15 protein-coding genes are annotated in these 17,859 nt (G+C 62.3%); 3 read left to right on the forward strand and 12 right to left on the reverse strand.

Annotated features, from left to right (window positions below; translation table 11 throughout):
* Nucleotides 1–30 precede the first annotated feature (30 nt).
* The 7 genes from ACTNB1_RS13070 to ACTNB1_RS13100 form a co-directional block, all read right to left on the reverse strand.
* On the reverse strand, nt 31–1,167 hold the full coding sequence (locus ACTNB1_RS13070; protein ID WP_441170053.1) for a DHHW family protein: 1,137 nt from the start codon (nt 1,165–1,167) through the stop codon (nt 31–33).
* Between the two features lie 14 nt (nt 1,168–1,181).
* Complete coding sequence (locus tag ACTNB1_RS13075) at nt 1,182–2,585, reverse strand: MBOAT family O-acyltransferase (protein ID WP_441170055.1); 1,404 nt, start codon at nt 2,583–2,585, stop codon at nt 1,182–1,184.
* 97 nt (nt 2,586–2,682) lie between these two features.
* A complete protein-coding gene (locus ACTNB1_RS13080) occupies nt 2,683–3,408 on the reverse strand; it encodes a DUF4358 domain-containing protein (protein ID WP_441170057.1) in 726 nt (241 codons plus the stop codon).
* Nucleotides 3,409–3,534: 126 nt separating this feature from the next.
* Nucleotides 3,535–5,004 carry a sensor histidine kinase gene (locus tag ACTNB1_RS13085; protein WP_441170059.1) on the reverse strand — a complete coding sequence of 490 codons (1,470 nt, stop codon included), beginning with the start codon at nt 5,002–5,004 and terminating at the stop codon, nt 3,535–3,537.
* Nucleotides 5,005–5,013: 9 nt separating this feature from the next.
* Nucleotides 5,014–5,499 carry a hypothetical protein gene (locus tag ACTNB1_RS13090; RefSeq protein WP_441170061.1) on the reverse strand — a complete coding sequence of 162 codons (486 nt, stop codon included), beginning with the start codon at nt 5,497–5,499 and terminating at the stop codon, nt 5,014–5,016.
* The gene (locus tag ACTNB1_RS13095; RefSeq protein WP_441170062.1) at nt 5,496–6,191 is read right to left on the reverse strand and encodes a response regulator transcription factor; all 696 of its coding nucleotides are present in this window, start codon (nt 6,189–6,191) and stop codon (nt 5,496–5,498) included. The genes ACTNB1_RS13090 and ACTNB1_RS13095 overlap by 4 nt, the downstream gene beginning before the upstream one ends.
* Before the next feature lie 11 nt (nt 6,192–6,202).
* Nucleotides 6,203–6,805 (reverse strand): ubiquitin, encoded by a 603-nt coding sequence (locus tag ACTNB1_RS13100; protein ID WP_441170063.1) that lies wholly within the window; start codon nt 6,803–6,805, stop codon nt 6,203–6,205.
* A gap of 200 nt (nt 6,806–7,005) precedes the next feature.
* Between ACTNB1_RS13100 and ACTNB1_RS13105 the strand changes: the two genes are divergently transcribed.
* From ACTNB1_RS13105 to ACTNB1_RS13115, 3 genes are all read left to right on the forward strand, one after another.
* Nucleotides 7,006–8,193 (forward strand): hypothetical protein, encoded by a 1,188-nt coding sequence (locus ACTNB1_RS13105; RefSeq protein WP_441170064.1) that lies wholly within the window; start codon nt 7,006–7,008, stop codon nt 8,191–8,193.
* 13 nt (nt 8,194–8,206) lie between these two features.
* Nucleotides 8,207–9,244 carry an aminotransferase class V-fold PLP-dependent enzyme gene (locus ACTNB1_RS13110; RefSeq protein WP_441170066.1) on the forward strand — a complete coding sequence of 346 codons (1,038 nt, stop codon included), beginning with the start codon at nt 8,207–8,209 and terminating at the stop codon, nt 9,242–9,244.
* A gap of 91 nt (nt 9,245–9,335) precedes the next feature.
* Nucleotides 9,336–9,860 (forward strand): helix-turn-helix domain-containing protein, encoded by a 525-nt coding sequence (locus tag ACTNB1_RS13115; protein WP_441170067.1) that lies wholly within the window; start codon nt 9,336–9,338, stop codon nt 9,858–9,860.
* Nucleotides 9,861–9,903: 43 nt separating this feature from the next.
* On the opposite strand, the gene arcC is transcribed toward ACTNB1_RS13115, so the two are convergent.
* From arcC to xdh, 5 genes are all read right to left on the reverse strand, one after another.
* Entirely contained in the window at nt 9,904–10,845 is a 942-nt protein-coding gene (gene arcC / locus ACTNB1_RS13120) for a carbamate kinase (protein WP_441170068.1), read from the reverse strand.
* Nucleotides 10,846–10,985: 140 nt separating this feature from the next.
* Nucleotides 10,986–12,185, reverse strand: a complete 1,200-nt coding sequence (gene ygeW / locus ACTNB1_RS13125) for a knotted carbamoyltransferase YgeW (RefSeq protein ID WP_441170069.1) — start codon at nt 12,183–12,185, stop codon at nt 10,986–10,988.
* Nucleotides 12,186–12,240: 55 nt separating this feature from the next.
* Nucleotides 12,241–13,632: a YgeY family selenium metabolism-linked hydrolase gene (locus tag ACTNB1_RS13130; protein ID WP_441170070.1), complete on the reverse strand. Its 1,392-nt coding sequence runs from the start codon at nt 13,630–13,632 to the stop codon at nt 12,241–12,243.
* A 61-nt stretch (nt 13,633–13,693) separates the two neighbouring features.
* Nucleotides 13,694–14,932 carry a diaminopropionate ammonia-lyase gene (gene dpaL, locus ACTNB1_RS13135; RefSeq protein ID WP_441170071.1) on the reverse strand — a complete coding sequence of 413 codons (1,239 nt, stop codon included), beginning with the start codon at nt 14,930–14,932 and terminating at the stop codon, nt 13,694–13,696.
* 287 nt (nt 14,933–15,219) lie between these two features.
* Nucleotides 15,220–17,802 carry a selenium-dependent xanthine dehydrogenase gene (gene xdh / locus ACTNB1_RS13140; protein WP_441170072.1) on the reverse strand — a complete coding sequence of 861 codons (2,583 nt, stop codon included), beginning with the start codon at nt 17,800–17,802 and terminating at the stop codon, nt 15,220–15,222.
* Nucleotides 17,803–17,859 lie beyond the last annotated feature (57 nt).

Here is a 17,859-nt window from a genome sequence, read left to right on the forward strand (position 1 = left end):
TGGCGGAGGCAGGGTGCTTTTTGCTTTTCTTTAGCGGGCGATCCACAGCAGGTTGGAGTCGGTAACGAAGTTGGGCACGCTGTAGAGCACCAGAGCCTGGTCGATGCCGTTCTGCTCAATGTAGTCCTGGATGGACAGCTTGTAGTAGCGCAGGTCGATCAGGTGGATCTCGGAGTAGTGGGGGGTCAGGAAAGGTACCAGGGAGTCGGTGTAGGAGTCCCGGATGATGAGCAGCTTGGGCTTGTCAGTGTTGGGAGTCTTGACCACGCCCAGGGACTGGTTGCCGCCCAGGAACATGGAGTACTTGTCCTTCACGCTGAGGAAGGACTCCACGTACAGGGAGCGGGGGATCTCGATGGGGTTGCCCTTATTGTCGTAGGAGTGCTCGGTGACGGTGATGCCGGTGTCGGGCACGTAGGTGGAGATGGTGTCCGGCTTCACCCACCGTACGCCGGAGGAGGAGAACACGGTGCCGTAGAACTCAGTGGAGCGGATGGTCTCCGTGTAGGTGTCCAGGCTCACCGGAGTAAAGCCCAGAGCCTCCGCCAGACCGGTGTAGCCGTAGTAGGCGCCCAGGCTGGTCCAGTGATGGTCGGTGCGGTAGAAGATGTCCTCGTCCTTGTGCTCCCACAGGGGGGCGTACAGGTCCGCCCAGGTGGCGCCGGGCACCGCGGCCTGGGCCTGGTCCAGGATATCGGTCTGGCTGGCGTTGGGCGCGCCCTCCGGCAGACGGTCGGCCCAGATGCAGGCCTGAGTGGGGATCAGAGAGAAGATTACCGGGATATCCACATTTTCCACAAAATTATTCACATAGGTTAAATTGTCGGTGACCTTCTGGCTGTCCGGCTGGTCGAAGCGGGTGATGAGGGTGTCCTGATCGCAGAAGTAGACGCCGTTGTTCTCCTGCTTGCCCAGCACCCGCTCGGTGGCGGACTTCAGGCCGATCCAGCTGTCCCGGCCCACAAACTGGTCGGTGGTGTACTCCTCAAAATCCTTCATGAATTCTCCGCTGAGCAGGGTCTCCACAGAGGGCGTGGGCATCTGCTCCAGGTTGCGGTTCTCCATCTCGGAAAAGGTCCGGTCGGGAGAGACGGCGTTGGCCACCAGGAAGACCCCGATGAAGGCACAGAACAGGGCGGTGATAAAGATGCAATACTTTTTCGACATGGTATGACCTCCAATCAGAAACGGAAATAGAGGAACGGATTGTAGGTGGCGTCCACCAGGTAGGCGGTGGAGAAGAACAGGCCCGCCAGCAGGACCACCGGCAGCACGATCTTGACCGCCTTTTCCGGCAGCTTGTTCCACACCTTCACTGCCAGCGGCGTGGAAGCCACGGCAGCAATGATAAGCATGGGGAGATAGGAGACAAAATAATACCAGACGTTATCGTTGGTCAGGCCGCCGCCCGCCATGCCGAACATGGCTTTCAGGTAAGCGCCCAGCTGACCGAAGTCCTCCACGGCAAAGATGGCCCAGCTGACCAGTACCAGGAACAGGGTGTAGATGTGGCACAGAACGGCGGGCAGCTTCTTCAGAACCTTGGACAGAACGGCCTTTTCCAGGATCAGCAGGGCGGCAAAGTACAGACCCCAGAGCAGGAAGTTCCAGCTGGCCCCGTGCCAGATGCCGGTGGCCGCCCATACGATCAGCAGGTTGAAGAACAGCCGGGGCTTTGACACCCGGTTGCCTCCCAGGGGGATATACAGATACTCCCGGAACCAGGTACCCAGGGAGATGTGCCACCGGCGCCAGAACTCGGTGATGGACTTGGAGATATAGGGGTAATTGAAGTTGCGCATGAACTCGAAGCCCAGCATCCGGCCCAGGCCCACGGCCATGTCGGAGTAGCCCGAGAAGTCAAAATACAGCTGGAAGGAGAAGGCCAGTACGCCCAGCCAGGCACCTGCCACCGTGAGCTGGTCCGTGGGCAGGGCTTTGTACACGTCCCACAGCATGCCCAGGTTGTTGGCCAGCAGGACCTTTTTGGCCAGGCCCACCACAAAGACCTGCACGCCGGAGGCAAACATCTCAGGGGAGTGCTTCCGGTAGTCGATCTGGTCTCCCAGGTCCTTGTACTTGATGATGGGACCGGCAATGAGCTGGGGGAACAGGGTGACAAATGTGCCGAAGTTGATGATGTTCCGCTGTACCGCGGCGTCTCCCCGGTACACGTCGATGGTGTAGCTCATGGTCTGGAAGGTGTAGAAGGAGATGCCGATGGGCAGGCTCAGCCCCAGCTTGGGCATAAAGGTGAGCCCCACGGCCTCCAGAGACCCGGCGATAAAGTCCCAGTACTTGAAGAAGAACAGCAGGGCCAGGTTGAAGATCACCGACGAGGCCACCGCCATCCGGGCTCCCCGGTCATTGCCCTTCCGTTTATTGGCCTCCACCAGCATGCCGTGGGTGTAGTCAATGGCGATGGAGACAAACATGATAAGGATATAGACCGGCTCTCCCCAGGCGTAGAAGATCAGGTTGGCCACCAGCAGCAGCAGGTTACGCCATTTCAGCGGTGTAATATAATAGAGGAATAATACAACGGGGAGATAGAGGAACAGAAAATACAGGCTGGAAAAGACCAACGTCTCACCTTCTCTTTCGCAGACTTCCAGAAAAAGGCCCGGCAGGAGCGGCCCTGCCGGGCGCGTTGCGCGTATCTTTTATTATACCGCAGATCGGTTACTTTGTATAGCTGTTAAAGATGCTGACTGCCTGATCGGCCTGCTCGCCGATGGCGAACAGGATGTAGTTGCCATTGGTCACCAGCTTGTAGTTCTTCACCAGCTCGTACTGCTCGGGCAGATACTGGGACCACTGGGTGTCCAGGTCGGCCTGACGCTTCTCCACGCCGGCCTTCACGGTGTCCATCTTGCCGTCCTTCACCTCAGCCACAAAGAACTCGGTGGCGTGGACGCCCATCAGGGGCATAAAGCACTTGTAGCTCACCAGGTCGGAGGCGTTGATGCCGTAGAGGCTGCTGAGCAGGGAGTCGTCCAGCTCGGTCATGCTGGGCAGCTCCAGCTTGGAGATGTCGTTCCACACGGAGCCCACCACGTCGGTCTGGGGCTTGCTCTCGGGGGTGGGAGTGGGAGCGGGAGTGGCGGAGGGCTTGGAGCTCTCAGCGGGCTTCTGAGTGGGCTTGGTGGTAGGCTTGGCAGTGGGAGCGGTGGAGGGCTTGGAGGAGGGAGTGCTCTCAGGCTCCTGGCTCTCCTCTACGGGGGCGGAGGACTCGGGCACGGGAGTGGTCTCCTCCACGGGAGCGGAGGACTCGGGCACGGGGGTAGTCTCCTCCACGGCGGGCGGGGTGGTCTCGGCGTCGGGGGTGTCATTGCCGCCGCCGCAGGCGGTGAGCAGGCTCAGGGTGAGCGTTCCGGCCAGGGCCAGAGCGAGAAAACGACGATTCATAAGAAAGGTACTCCTTTTTCCTTGTTTTTTGATTTGCGTATTCTTGGACGGCAGGGTGCCGGAAAAAGTTCCATATAATTTATAAAAAAACGGCCTGTCCTTTTTCGGACAGGCCGCAGGGATTTTTCACGATGCTTCGCCGTCTTTCATGGCGGCCAGCGGCAGTACCAGTGTGATGCGAGTGCCCACGCCGGGCCAGGAGGTGACCTCGAACCAGCCGCCGTGCCGGTCGGCGATCCACTTGGCGATGGACAGGCCCAGGCCGGTGCCGCCGGTCTGCCGGGCCCGGCTCTCGTCGGTGCGGTAGAAGCGGTCAAAAATGTGGGGCAGGCTGTCGCTGTCGATGCCCTGGCCCTCGTCCTCCACCGATAGGCGGGCCAGGCCGTCCGCCCCCTCCGCCCGGATGGTGATGTGCCCTCCCTGAGGGGTGTACTTGATGGCGTTGTCCACCAGCACTCGCAGTGCCTGCTTGATAAGCCCCAGGTCGGCCCACACCGGCACCGGCAGAGCCCACTGGGCGGAAAAGACATGGCTCTGGTCAATCATCTGGGTCTCCCGCAATACCTCTCCCGCCACCTCGGTAAGGTCAAAGGGCTCAAAGCTCACCTTCATGGAGTCGTTGTCCCCCCGGGCCAGGAACAGCAGCTGCTCTACCAGCTCCTTCATGGAGTCGGCCTCCTGGCGGATGGCGTCGATGGCCTCCTGCCGGGTGGCCGGGTCGTCCTTGCCCCACCGGTCCAGCAGGTTGGCGTAGCCCTGGATGACGGCGATGGGGGTGCGCAGCTCATGGCTGGCGTCGGAGACGAAGCGCATCTGGGAGCGGTAGGCGGCGTTGATCCGGTCCAGCATGGAGTTGATGGCCTGAGCCAGGGTCCGCAGCTCCTTCTGGGTGCTGGTGACCGAGATTCGCCGGTCCAGGTGGGTGGCGTTGATCTCGTCCAGCTTGCCCGCCAGGGCCTGAAGCTCCTCCGGGGACATGCCCTGAGCCGCTTGGTTCAGCCGGGCGGCGGCGGCGGCCAGCTCCTGAATGGGCCGCAGGGTGCGGCGGATGGTGCCTGCGTTTTTCAGCAGGTTGGATAGCAGGCTCAGCAGCTGGCAGATCACCAGCACCCGGGCGGCAAAGACGAAAATAGCCGCCGGCCGGGACAGGTCCAGGCGGATGGTGCACAGCTCCCCCTGACAGCGGGTTACCAGGGTATAGCTGGTGTCGCCGCCGGTGGAGAAGGTGAGGATGGGCAGCAGATCTACCGTGCCCGGGTCAAAGTACCGGTCCTTCCCCTCCAGTTCCGCCGGACTGGGGAGCCAGTCGGGCAGGCGAATGCCCTCCGGCGTGTCTCTGCCGGCGGACACGGTGTAGCTGCCGGCGGCCATCCACTCTGTGGCCTCAGCCGAAGGTACCCCCCGTTCCTCCGCCAGGGCGGCCAGCCGGGCGGCCTGACCCTCCGACCAGGCCACCAGTCCGCCGCAGAACAGCACCACCAGCAGCAGGTCCAGCATCAGATAGATACTGAGCAGCCGGAAAAACAGCTTGATATTGAGCCGGGCCACGATGGAGGACTGGAATCGCCCCTCGCTCCGGCGGGACTTACGGGCCATGGCAGCCTCCTACTCTTTTGGCTCCAGCCAGTCCAGCACAGGGTCCAGCTGCTCCTGGCTCACCCAGTCCGCTCCGTGGCGGACAGCGTCCAGGGCCGCCCGGGACTGGGGATCGGACTTGCCGGCAAGCACCTTCTCCATGGCGGCCATCATCAGTTTGTTCATTCCCCGCACCCGGGCGGGGGCGTAGCCGCCCTTGAGGTAAAACAGAGGCACGGCCTCCAGCCGGTTATCCCTGCGCAGCTTCTCCAACTCCACAGCGGGGGCCATACCCACAGCGCATACCCCGGCCACGGCCAGCTGGGCCCGGGCCTTTTTCAGGCCAGTGATCCTGCCGGCCCGCAGCCAGCCCAAATAGAGCACCGGCGTGTTCCGGGGCAGTTGGTCGGTGTCCTCCAGCCGGAAGACCGGCAGTCCGGTCTGATGGTGGAGCAGGGTAGCGTACTGGGCGGTGAAGCCGGTGGCGCTGGTGTAGACGATGGCAGACACGTTCATGGATGCTCCTCCTCCCGGATGGTATAGCCCACACCACGGACGGTGTGGATCAGTTTCACGCCGAACTGTTCGTCCAGCTTGGAGCGGAGGAAGCGGATGTACACATCCACCGCGTTGGTCTCCCCAGCGAAATCGAAGCCCCACACCTGATCCAGCAGGGCCTCCCGGGAGAGCACTTTCTCTTTATGTTCCAGCAGACAGCGCAGCAGGTCGAATTCCCGCCGGGTGAGCGCCACCTGCTGGCCCTTCACCGCCACCTCGTGGCGCTCGGTGTCCATGGTCAGAGGCCCGGCGGTGAGCAGGGGAGCGTCGTCCGCCTCCGAGCGGGCGGGCCGTTTGCGCAGGGCCGCCCGGATGCGGGCCAGCAGCTCCTCAATAGCAAAGGGTTTGGTGACGTAGTCGTCGGCGCCCATGTCCAGGCCGGTTACCTTATCCACCACCGTGTCACGGGCAGTGAGCATGATGACGGGGACCTGACTTTCCCGCCGCAGCCGCCGCAGCACTTCCATCCCCGACAGGGCGGGGAGCATGATGTCCAGCAGCACCAGATCGAAGCCGCCCCCGAGAGCCAGCTCCAGCCCTTTTCGCCCGTCAAAGGCCTTTTCTACTTGATAACCCTCATACTGGAGCTCCAGCTCCACCATCCGGGCCAGCTTTTCTTCGTCCTCCACCAGCAGGATCCGCTCCCCCATGGTGCAGCACCTCATTTCTTACCGTGGTGATTTTCGTGAAAATACTCCCGGGCCTGCTCCTTCATCCGGTCCACCGTGTCACCCACAGTGGAGGCAGCCTGGTTGACGGTGGCTCCAGCGGGGCTCCGGTCAAAGTCCGGCCCGGCCAGACGGTAGCGGCAGCCCAGCAGCAGGCCGATGATCAGCAGGGGTACGGTGATGCCGAAGGCCACCAGGATCAGCAGCACAGCGATGAGCAGCGGGATGCTGGTCATCAGCTCCCCCCGGCGCCACACCTCCAGACTGTTGTCCAGGCTCCGGCGCAGCAGATCCTGAAAGAAGCGCTTGACCCGACTGCCGTCGGTGATCAGGGCAATGCCCAGGAAGCGGGCGTCCTCTTCCTCGGGGCCGACCTGAGCCTCCGAGGCCCCGGCGTCAGTTCCGCCATTGCTGCCCGGCCGGGTGGAGTAGTGGGCGCTCTTGCCTGCGCCGGAATGGATCTTGCCCCGCTGTTCCAGCAAAATGAGGGCGTCCAGCAGACTGCCCCCCGCCTCCTCCAGAACGGCCTTGGCCTCCTCATAGGAGATATTCGCTTTTTCACGCAGGCGTTCCACCTGCTCCAATGTGATATCCATAACGATACGCCCCTTCTATGGTATGGTACCAGTATACCGTCCACCGTTGAAGATGGCATTTAGGAACTGTTAAAATCCCATTAAATTGCCTGAGCGGCTTTTTTTATTATACTATGGGTAAAAATAGGACGCAAGAGCACGCTTTACCCGCGGTCCGATCCATGATATAATCAAGCATCCCGAGGAAAGGAGACGGTCGGATGAAGCGGTGGAAACGAGTGCTGGCCTGCCTGTGCGCGGCAGTACTGGCGGTGACCCTGCTGGCGGGCACCCAGGCCCTGGCGGACAGTACGGAGATCTACATCATGGCGGAAAACGACCAGATCCTGGACCTGCCGCTGGAGGCCATGCCGGTGTGGATCGGTGGCGCCATGTATGTGCCCTACCATGCCTTTGACTGGACCTATACCGGTGTGAACCTGGGGGTATCCTACGGCCAGGACCGGAACGGAACAGAGTATAAATTTACCCTGTACAGCCTCAGCGGCACCCTGGTTTTTGACATCAACGCCGGCACCTGCGTGGAGCAGTCCTCCGGGGAGGATATGGGCATGAAGGCCGTGCTGCGCAACGGGCGTGTCTTTGTGCCTCTTGCAGGGGTATGCCGCTATTTTGGACTGAATTACAGTTATACCCCCACCAACTATGGCACCCTGGTCCGCATTACCAATGGCCAGGAGTGGTTGAGTACCTCTCAATTCGTGGAATCTGCGGTGAACCAGATGCGGGTGCGCTATAATGAGTATCTGAAGGCTATGAACGGCACCTCCAGCCCCAAGCCGACCAGTTCCTCCGGCGGAGGTTCCACCTCCACGCCGGCGGCCACCCCCAGCCCCGGCGAGACCGACCAGCGGCAGCTGACGGTGGCCCTGGCCTTCCAGTGCACCGGCACCGGAGCGGAAGAGCTGCTGGATGCTCTGGACGCGGCCGGGGTGAAGGCCCTGCTCTTCTTCCGGCCAGAGGTGCTGGAGGAGAATGAGGCGGCGATCCGCCGGGCGGTGGGCTCAGGCCATACGGTGGGGCTCAGCGTGCCCGCGGGCACCGCAGAGGAGGCCCTGCCGGCTCTGGAAAAGGGCGGCCGGTGGCTGGAGGACAACCTCTGCCTGCGTACCCATATGGCCTTGCTGGAGAAGCCGGGGAGCGGCGCCCTTCAGGCGGTGGAAAACGAGGGCTGGGTCTGCTGGTCCGGGGACCTGGATGCCCGGGATGACGGCCGCAGTCAGAGTACGCAGCGGTCCGCCCTGCTCAGCGAGCTGGAGGACCGGCGGGGTACTGTCCTGGTTCTGATGGACGACAGCGCCAACTGCACAGGCATGCTCCAGCAGGCCCTGACCCGGATGAAGGGAGAGGGCTATCGCTTCCGCCTGCTGGTGGAGACAGATTTTTAAAAGGGAGGGCGCCATGAGGGCCGTGTATCTGGACAACTGTGCCGCCGCCTTCCCCAAGGCTCCGGGCGTAGGGGAGGCCATGGCCCGCTCCATTTTGCGGCCCGGGCGGCCGGAGGACAGCCCCGGGGCGGTGGGAGAGAAGCTGCTGAAGCTGGCCCATGCTCCGGCGGGAAGTGTGCTCCGGTTTACCCCCGGACTGAACTGGGGGCTGGACAGCCTGCTGTCCGCCCTGCTCCGGTCGGGAGATAAGGTGCTTACCTCTCCCATGGAGCGTGGGAGTGTGTATCGCATCCTGGAGCGGCTGGGAGCGGCGGTGGAGCTGCTGCCCTGCACCCAGCGGGGTGAGCTGGTCCTGGACGGCCTGGAGGAAAAGCTGACTCCGGATGTCAGGGCGGTGTTCCTCACCCATGCTTCCCACGTCTCCGGTGCGCTGTTTCCCTTGGAAAAAGTGGGGACACTGTGCCGGGAACGAGGGACTTTTTTCCTGGCTGACGTCTCTCAGACGCTGGGGGCGCTGCCGGTGGATATGGAGGCCTGGGGTGCGGACGGGCTGATCTTTCCCAGTTATACCAGCCTGCTGGGCCCGGAGGGGATCGGCGGCCTGGCCCTGTCTCCCCGCCTGGGGGTGCTGCTGCCCCCCTACCCGGAGGATCCCCTCAATCTGCCCGGCATTGCCGGCCTGGGGGCCGCCCTGGACTATTTGACGGAAGAAGGACAGACCCTGCAGGAGAGACTGGGAAAGCTGTCCCGCCACCTGTGGGCCAGGATGAAGGAGCTGGACGGTGAAGGTTTAAGGGTGCTGGGGGTCGATACCCCTCACCATCGGGCGGGGCTGGTGTCGGTGGAGTTTACCGCCCGGCCCAATGAGGAGATGGTCCGCCTGCTGGCGGAACGGTACGGCATCCGGTGTGCCTGGGGTATACTGGACGCCCCCCTGGCCTGCCGCACTTTGGACTGTGGTCCTCAGGGCGTGGTACGCTTTTCCGTCGGACCCTTTACCACTTTTGGGGAGATCGACTGGCTGGAAGGGGCGGTGGAGGCCCTGCTTTAGAGCTCCGCAACCGATAGTTGCGCCTCTGAAAAGCAAAATGGGTGGCATACTTTGCGCCTGAACAGGTAAACTGGCCCCAGGAGGGATGTCCATGAATATCGAGATCGCCGACCGGCTGGTGGCCCTGCGGCGGGAGCACGGTTACTCTCAGGAGGAGCTGGCCGCCCGGCTGGGGGTGAGCCGCCAGGCAGTCAGTAAATGGGAGCGGGCGGAGTCCTCTCCCGACACTGACAACCTCATTGCCCTGGCCCGGCTCTACGGGGTCTCCTTGGATGAAATGCTCCTCCAGGGTGCCCGCCCGGGAGAGAGCGAGGAGGCCCGGGAGGAGCGGGAGATCTTTGAGGCGGCTGAGGCCTGGGAGGACGCTGAGGAACGCCTGGAAAAGAAACGGAAAAAGAAGCGGAAGGCCCGGAAGGAGAAGCTGCTCTGGCTGCTGACTCTGGTGCTTATGGTGGGACTGCCTACCGTTACCCACCTGATGGGGCTGGACGCGGTTTATCCGGTGGTGATCACCGTCATTTACCTCATTACCGGCTTTTTGCTGGACAACTGGCACCCGGGCTGGATGCTCTATCTCACCATCCCGCTCTACTATGCCCTGCTGTTTGGGGAATAAAAAGAGGACCGCTGCAACATGCAGCGGTCCTCTTTTTTTATGCTTACTGATGGATGGCGGTACCGGTCTTGCCGGACACGCCGTCCTTGGCCTTTTCCAACAGGGTGATCAGGGCGGAACGGCCGGGAGCGCTCTCGGCGAACTCCACGGCGGCCTGCACCTTGGGCAGCATGGAGCCGGGGGCGAAGTGACCCTCGCTCATGTACTTGCGGGCCTGGTCGGGAGTCAGCTCGTCCAGCCACTTCTCGTCGGGCTTGCCGAAGTTGATGGCCACCTTCTCCACGGCGGTGAGGATGATGAGGGTGTCGGCGTTGACCTGCTGAGCCAGCACGCAGGAGGCGAAGTCCTTGTCGATAACAGCGGCCGCGCCCTTCAGGTGATGGCCCTCGGTCTTATAGACGGGAATACCGCCGCCGCCGCAGGCCACGACCACCAGACCGGCGGAGACCATGTCCCGGATGGACTCGATCTCGATGATGGACTGGGGTTTGGGAGAGGCCACCACGCGGCGGTAGCCACGGCCGGCGTCCTCAATAACATTGTAGCCGCGCTCGGCCACCATCTTGTCGGCCTCTTCCTTGGTCATGAAGGCGCCGATGGGCTTGGTGGGGTTGGCAAAGGCGGGATCGGCGGGATCCACCTCCACCTGGGTGAGTACGGTGGCTACACCCTTGTTGATGCCCCGATCCAGCAGCTCTTCCCGCAGGGCGTTCTGCAGGTCGTAGCCGATGTAGCCCTGGCTCATAGCCACGCAGACGGACAGGGGGCAGGGGATATACTTCTCCGGGTCGGAGCGGGTCAGCTCCGCCATAGCCTTCTGGATCATGCCCACCTGGGGGCCGTTGCCGTGGGCGATGATGACCTCGTGGCCCTCCTCGATCAGGTCGACGATGGCCTTGGCGGTCTGCTTCACCGCGATCATCTGCTCGGGCAGGTTGTTGCCCAGAGCGTTGCCGCCCAATGCGATAACAATGCGCTTGCCCATATGGAAAACACCTCGGTCACAGTATTTGAAATAGTGCGGCCCGTCCGCACAAAGTCAGGCAGGTGAGCTTATGCGGACGGGCCTTTTGGAATGAAGGGAAAAGGAAATGGAAGTCTATCTGTTCAAAAGCAATGGATCAATTACTTGTTGAACCAACGGGCGAGGCCGCGCTCCTCCAGAGCCTTCAGAGTGGCCTGGGGATCCTTGCACTTGGCCAGGAAGATCATGGCGGCGATGATGTAGGGCTTGAAGGAAGCCTCCTTGTACAGAGGATCGCGGTAACGGTCGAACACGGAAGCCTCGACCTCGCCGTCCTTGCAGGAGACGTCGTTGATGTCGGCGGGCAGGCAGTGCATGTACAGAGCCTTGCCGTCCTTGGTGGTCTTCATCAGCTCTTCGGTGCAGCACCAATCCTTGTAGTTGGCGTTCTGAGCCAGCAGCTCCTTCTCCAGAGCCTTGATGCCGTCGGTGTCGCCCTCGGCGTACAGGTTGGTGCGCTTCTCCATGGCGGCGAAGGGAGCCCAGCTCTTGGGATACACGATGTCGGCGTCCTTGAAGGCCTCAGCCATGCTGTGGGTCTTGGTGAAGGTGCCGCCGGACTTCTCGGCGTTGGCCTTGGCGACCTCCTCGACCTCGGGCATGACCTCGTATCCCTCGGGGTGAGCCAGGACAACGTCCATGCCGAAGCGGCTCATCAGGCCGATGATGCCCTGGGGCACGGAGAGGGGCTTGCCGTAGCTGGGGCTGTAAGCCCAGGTCATGGCGATCTTCTTGCCCTTCAGGTTCTCCACGCCGCCGAAGTGGTGGATGATGTGCAGCATGTCGGCCATGGCCTGAGTGGGGTGGTCGATGTCGCACTGCAGGTTCACCAGGGTAGGCTTCTGCTCCAGAACGCCGTCCTTGTTGCCCTGGGTCACGGCGTCCATGAACTCGTGCATGTAGGCGTTGCCCTTGCCGATGTACATGTCGTCGCGGATGCCGATAACGTCGGCCATGAAGGACACCATGTTGGCGGTCTCACGGACGGTCTCGCCGTGAGCGATCTGGCTCTTGCCCTCGTCCAGGTCCTGGACCTCCAGGCCCAGCAGGTTGCAGGCGGAGGCGAAGGAGAAGCGGGTACGGGTGGAGTTGTCGCGGAACAGGGAGATGCCCAGGCCGGACTCGAAGATCTTGGTGGAGATGTTGTTCTCACGCATGTAGCGCAGAGCGTCGGCCACGGTGAAGACGGCCTCGATCTCGTCGTCGGTCTTCTCCCAGGTCAGGAAGAAGTCGCCGTTGTACATCTCTTTGAAGTTGAGCTTGTTCAGTTTGTCAATATAAGCCTGCAGCTTGGCGTCCATGTGGATCGTCTCCTTTTCAAAATTCAGATTTTAAGAAGTAATTGTGGGAAGAAAATTACTTGATATCGTTGTTGGTCTTGCCGGCGCGGAACTGAGACACATCGGCGGTCTTGTTCTCCTCCTTGTACAGGCCGGGCACGGCGGCGTACAGGGCGGCGCAGGACACCAGATCCTGCTTCCAGGTGATCTCGTTGGGAGCGTGAGCCTGGCTCTCAGCACCGGGGCCGAAGCCTACGCAGGGGATGCCGTAGCGGCCCTGGATGGCAACACCGTTGGTGGAGAAGGTCCACTTGTCGATCAGAGGACGGTTGCGCAGGTGCATGGCGCCGTCGGGCCCGATGCGCTTCTCGCCGAACAGAGCGTGGTGGGCGTCCACCAGAGCCTGCACGTGAGCGGCGTTCTCCTTGTTGATCCAGGTGGGGAAGTAGGACTCGGTCTCGTACACCTCACCGGTCCAGGAGGGACGGTCGTACATGTACATGGAAACCTTCACGTCGTCGCCGTACTTCTTCACGTTGGGCAGGTTGCGGATCTCGTCCAGGCAGGAATCCCAGGTCTCGCCAGCGGTCATGCGGCGGTCGATGGAGATGGAGCAGGAGTCAGCCACAGCGCAGCGGCTGGGAGAGGTGTAGAAGATCTGGCTGGTGGTGCAGGTGCCGCGGCCCAGGAAGCGGGCGTCCTCGTAGTGCTCGGGGTTGTACTTGGGGTTGAGCATCTTCACCAGGCCCTTGATCTCGGTGGAGTCGGCGTCGTCGTTCTCGTTCAGGGCGCGCACGTCCTGGAGAATGTCGGCCATCTTGTAGATGGCGTTGTCGCCGCGCTCGGGAGCGGAGCCGTGGCAGGACACGCCCTTCACGTCCACGCGGATCTCCATACGGCCGCGGTGACCGCGGTAGATGCCGCCGTCGGTGGGCTCGGTGGAGATAACGAACTCAACCTGCTCCTTCTTGATGCCCTTGGCGGGGAAGAACTTGTTGACGATGTACTGCCAGCACATGCCGTCGCAGTCCTCTTCCTGCACGGAGCCCACAACCATGATCTTGTAGCCGGCGGGGATCAGGCCCAGATCCTTCATGATCTTGGCGCCGTAGGTGGCGGAAGCCATGCCGCCCTCCTGGTCGGAACCGCCGCGGCCGTAGATGACCTCGTCGTCCTCATAGCCCTCGTAGGGGTCGTGGGTCCAGTTGTTGATGTTGCCGATGCCCACGGTGTCGATGTGGGAGTCGATGGCGATGATCTTGTCGCCCTGGCCCATCCAGCCGATGACGTTGCCCAGGCCGTCCACCTCGACCTCGTCATAGCCCAGCTTCTCCATCTCAGCCTTGATGCAGGCGACAACTTCCTTCTCCTCGCAGCTCTCGCTGGGGTGGGAGATCATGGCCCGCAGGAAGCGGGTCATGTCGGCCTTATAACCTTCGGCGGCGGCTTTGATCTTCTCAAAATCCATGGTAATGACCTCCAAATCTTAAAATTTTTCCTTTACTTCATCCCGTACGGGTTATGCTCAATTACTGATAGGGGTGCTGGGGAGTCTCGGTGGTGGGATACTCGCCGTCCCAGATCACCCGGCGGAACTTCAGAGGATCGGTGTTGCCCTCGGTGGAGAACATGAGCACCTGGCTGAAGCGGTTGAGCTCCAGAGCCTCACGCAGCTCTTTGTAGGTGTCGTCGCACATGATGGCGTCCAGGCAGCCCATGCCCACAGCGCCGGACTCGCCGGAGATCACGGTGGGGTCGCCCTTCACCGGCACGCCCAGCATCCGCATGCCCTTGGCGGACACCCAGTCGGGGCAGGAGACGAAGGCGGACACATGGTTGCGCAGGATATCCCAGGAGATGGTGTTGGGCTCGCCGCAGGCGAGGCCGGCCATGATGGTCTGCAGGTCGCCGGTGACGATGCGGGGGTTGCCGTCATTGGCCAGAGCGCCCTGATACAGGCAGTCGGCGGCACGGGCCTCCATCACTACGAACTTGGGAGGATCGTTGGGGAACAGGTTGGTGAAGTAACCCACCACAGCGCCGGCCAGAGAGCCGACACCGGCCTGCACGAACACGTGAGTGGGCCGGTTGATGCCCACCTGGCGGAGCTGATCGGCGGCCTCGTTGGCCATGGTGCCGTAGCCCTGCATGATCCAGGAGGGGATCTCCTCGTAGCCGTCCCAGGCGGTATCCTGCACGATGACGCCGTGCTCGGTCTGCTCAGCCTCGGCGGCGGCCATGCGTACGCAGTCGTCGTAGTTGACTTCCTCGATGGTGACCTTGGCGCCCTCCTTGGCGATGTTGTCAAAGCGGGACTTGGCGCTGCCCTTGGGCATATGTACCACGGCCTTCTGGCCCAGCTTGTTGGCGGCCCATGCCACGCCGCGGCCATGGTTGCCGTCGGTGGCGGTGAAGAAGGTGGCCTGGCCGAACTCCTTGCGGAAGGCCTCGCTGGTCAGGTAGTCGTAGGTCATCTCGGATACGTCCCGGCCCATCTCCTTGGCAATGTACTTAGCCATGGCGAAGGAGCCGCCCAGCACCTTAAAGGCGTTCAGGCCGAAGCGGTAGGACTCATCCTTCACGTACACGCCGCCCAGGCCCAGGTACTTGGCCATGCCCTCCAGCTGAGCCAGGGGGGTGATGGAGTACTGGGGGAAGGAGCTGTGGAAGAAGCGGGCCTTCGCCACGTTGGACAGGGACATCACATCAAGCTGCTTGTCCTCGCTCTTGGGCATCTTGTTCAGGACCCATTTGATCTGGTCTTTCATCGGACTGTCGCCTCCAAAATGTTTTTGAAGCCTACTGATTTTTTAGCTTATTTCTGACACAATCATACCACGTGTGGAGCAGATGTCAAGAGGGAAAACTAAAAAATTTCATGTAAAGCTAAAAATTTTTTTGGTACTGGGCAAACCGTTGGGGCGCTAGCCCCTATGCCCTTTCACACTTTACAGCAAGAGGAGAAAAATGGGCCCTGGTTCGGGGCGGGAAAAGCCGCCGGACCAGGGCCCTGGGGAGGGCCGCCTGGCCTTCGCGGAGGGAGGAAAAGTCGGGGTTATTTTTTCTTGTTGTAGAAGGTGTCCTCCATGGGCAGGGAGGTACGCAGGATGTGATCCCGGGCGTAGTAGGCGCCCTGCACCGCCGGAGCGGTGGGGATGGTGGCGATCTCGCCGATGCCCTTGGCACCGTAGGCGAAGGGGAGCAGCTCCTCCTTCTCCACGTAGATGGCGTGGATGTCGGGGATCTGATCGGCCCGCATCAGACCCAGGGTGCCGAACTTCACCTGAGGCACGCAGTCCTTCAGAGTGAACTTCTCGGTGAGGGCGTAGCCCAGGCCCATGAGCACGCCGCCCTCGATCTGGCCCTGGATGGAGATGGGGTTGACCACCTTGCCGGAGTCGTGGGCCGCATAGACCTCTTTCACCTTGCCCTCGTCGTCCAGGATGACCACGTGGGTGGCAAAGCCGTAGGCTACATGGCTCTTGGGGTTGGGCACGTCGGCGCCCAGCTTGTCGGTGGGATCGAAGAACTCGGCAAAGTACTCCTTGCCCTCCAGCTTGCTCAGGTCGCCGCCCGCGGCGTCCAGATCCTTCTTCACGTCCTCGCACACCATGCGCACAGCCTCGCCGGTGATGAGGGTCTGGCGGGAGCCGGAGGTGGTGCCCGAGTCGGGAGCCACCTCAGAGTTGGCGCCCATGTTCTTCAGCTTCTCCTTGGGCAGGCCCAGGGTCTGAGCCATGATCTGCACAAAGACGGTGAAGCAGCCCTGGCCGATGTCGGAGGCGGCGGAGTACAGCTCCACGACGCCGTTGCGGATGACCACCTTGGCCCGGCCCTTGTCAGGCAGGCCCACGCCCACGCCGGAGTTCTTCATGGCGCAGGCAATGCCGGCGTGATCCTTGTTGGCCTCATAGGCGTCCTTGACGGCCAGCAGAGTCTCCTTTAGAGCGGTGGAGCAGTCGGCGATCTGCCCGTTGGGCAGCACCTTGCCCGGCTCGATGGCGTTGCGGTAGCGGATCTCCCAGGGGGAGATGCCCACCTTCTCAGCCAGCAGGTTGATGTTGGACTCCAGGGCGAACTCGCTCTGGCACACGCCGAAGCCCCGGAAAGCGCCGGCGGGAGGATTGTTGGTGTAGTAGCCGAAGCCCCGGATATCGGTGTTCTGGTAGCAGTAGGGGCCTACGGAGTGTGTGCAGGCACGCTCCAGCACCGGGCCGCACAGGGAGGCATAGGCACCGGTGTCGAAGTAGATCTCGCAGTCCAGGCCGGTGAAGATACCGTTCTCGTCACAGCCCAGGGTGAAGGTGCCCTCCATATAGTGGCGCTTGGGGTGGAAGTTGATGGACTCCTGCCGGGTCAGCTTCACCTTCACCGGGCGCTCCAGCTTGAGGGCGGCCAGGACAGCCAGATGCTGCACCGACACGTCCTCCTTGCCGCCGAAGCCGCCGCCCACCAGCTTGTTCTCCACCACGATGCGCTCGGGATCCCAGCCCAGCATGATGGAGATCTCCTTCCGGGTGTCGTACACGCCCTGGTCGGAGGTGTACACCTTCACCCCGTCCTTGTAGGGGAAGGCCACCGCGCACTCGGGCTCCAGGAAGGCGTGCTCGGTGAAGGGGGTCTGGTAGCTCTGGGTCACCACGTACTTGGAGTTGGCCAGGGCGGTCTTGGCGTCGCCCCGGGTCACGTGGCGCTGCTGGCACAGGTTGCCCTTGGAGTGGACCAGGGGAGCATTTTCCGCCATGGCCTCCTGAATGGTGCGCACCGGCTCCAGAGGCTCGTAGTCGATCTTCACCAGCTTCTTGGCCTCGCGAAGAATGTCCTCATTCTCCGCCACCACCATGCAGATGGCGTCGCCCACGCAGCGGGTGATGTCGCCCTTGGCGATGAACACATCCCAGTCCTGCTGGATGTGGCCCACCTTGTTGTTGGGCACGTCGTCGGCGGTGAGCACGGCCAGCACGCCGGGCATGGCCAGGGCCTCAGAGGCGTCGATGTCCAGGATCCTGGCACGGGGATACTGGGAGCGGACGGCGGAGCCGTACACCATGCCGTCCATCCGCACATCGTCGCAGTACTCGCCGGTGCCCAGCACCTTCTCCCGCACGTCGGTGCGGAAGGCACGGTCGCCCACCTGGTAGCGGTCTCCGCCCTCCAGGGTGGGGTCGATCTTCTCGTCCCCGCGGAGGATGGCGGCGGCCAGGGAGATGCCCTCGATAATCTTCTTGTAGCCGGTGCAGCGGCACACGTTGCCCCGGATGGCCTTTTTGATCTCGGCCTCGGTGGGATTGGGGTTCTGGTCGATTAAAGCCTTGCCCGACATCACCATGCCGGGAATGCAGAAGCCGCACTGCACCGCGCCCACCGAGCCGAAGGCGTACACAAAGGCCTCCTGCTCGTCATAACTCAGGCCCTCTACGGTGAGGATGGTCTTACCCACCGCCTTCTTGGTGGTGAGGATGCAGGAGCGGACGGCCTTGCCGTCCACCACGATGGTGCAGGTGCCGCAGGCGCCCTCGCTGCAGCCGTCTTTGACCGAAGTCAGATGGAGGTCCTCCCGCAGGTAGCGCAGCAGGGGTTTATCCTCCTCGGTGGTACGCAGGACGCCGTTGACGGTAAAGGAATAGCTCTCGCTCATGTGAGGTACCTCTTTTCTGATGCGGGAACAGCCCGCCGCCCGAAAGGGCGGCAGGCT

Source organism: Flavonifractor sp. HCP28S3_F3, from assembly GCF_052065355.1.
Classification (GTDB): Bacteria; Bacillota; Clostridia; order Oscillospirales; family Oscillospiraceae; genus Flavonifractor.

What these genes read in the sequence shown, in the direction of transcription:
- ACTNB1_RS13070 (WP_441170053.1), bottom strand. Translation starts at nt 1,167, where the DNA reads ATGTCGAAAAAGTATTGCATCTTTATCACCGCCCTGTTCTGTGCCTTC.
- ACTNB1_RS13080 (WP_441170057.1), bottom strand. Translation starts at nt 3,408, where the DNA reads ATGAATCGTCGTTTTCTCGCTCTGGCCCTGGCCGGAACGCTCACCCTG.
- ACTNB1_RS13085 (WP_441170059.1), bottom strand. Translation starts at nt 5,004, where the DNA reads ATGGCCCGTAAGTCCCGCCGGAGCGAGGGGCGATTCCAGTCCTCCATC.
- ACTNB1_RS13090 (WP_441170061.1), bottom strand. Translation starts at nt 5,499, where the DNA reads ATGAACGTGTCTGCCATCGTCTACACCAGCGCCACCGGCTTCACCGCC.
- ACTNB1_RS13095 (WP_441170062.1), bottom strand. Translation starts at nt 6,191, where the DNA reads ATGGGGGAGCGGATCCTGCTGGTGGAGGACGAAGAAAAGCTGGCCCGG.
- ACTNB1_RS13100 (WP_441170063.1), bottom strand. Translation starts at nt 6,805, where the DNA reads ATGGATATCACATTGGAGCAGGTGGAACGCCTGCGTGAAAAAGCGAAT.
- ACTNB1_RS13105 (WP_441170064.1), top strand. Translation starts at nt 7,006, where the DNA reads ATGAAGCGGTGGAAACGAGTGCTGGCCTGCCTGTGCGCGGCAGTACTG.
- ACTNB1_RS13110 (WP_441170066.1), top strand. Translation starts at nt 8,207, where the DNA reads ATGAGGGCCGTGTATCTGGACAACTGTGCCGCCGCCTTCCCCAAGGCT.
- ACTNB1_RS13115 (WP_441170067.1), top strand. Translation starts at nt 9,336, where the DNA reads ATGAATATCGAGATCGCCGACCGGCTGGTGGCCCTGCGGCGGGAGCAC.
- arcC (WP_441170068.1), bottom strand. Translation starts at nt 10,845, where the DNA reads ATGGGCAAGCGCATTGTTATCGCATTGGGCGGCAACGCTCTGGGCAAC.
- ygeW (WP_441170069.1), bottom strand. Translation starts at nt 12,185, where the DNA reads ATGGACGCCAAGCTGCAGGCTTATATTGACAAACTGAACAAGCTCAAC.
- ACTNB1_RS13130 (WP_441170070.1), bottom strand. Translation starts at nt 13,632, where the DNA reads ATGGATTTTGAGAAGATCAAAGCCGCCGCCGAAGGTTATAAGGCCGAC.
- dpaL (WP_441170071.1), bottom strand. Translation starts at nt 14,932, where the DNA reads ATGAAAGACCAGATCAAATGGGTCCTGAACAAGATGCCCAAGAGCGAG.
- xdh (WP_441170072.1), bottom strand. Translation starts at nt 17,802, where the DNA reads ATGAGCGAGAGCTATTCCTTTACCGTCAACGGCGTCCTGCGTACCACC.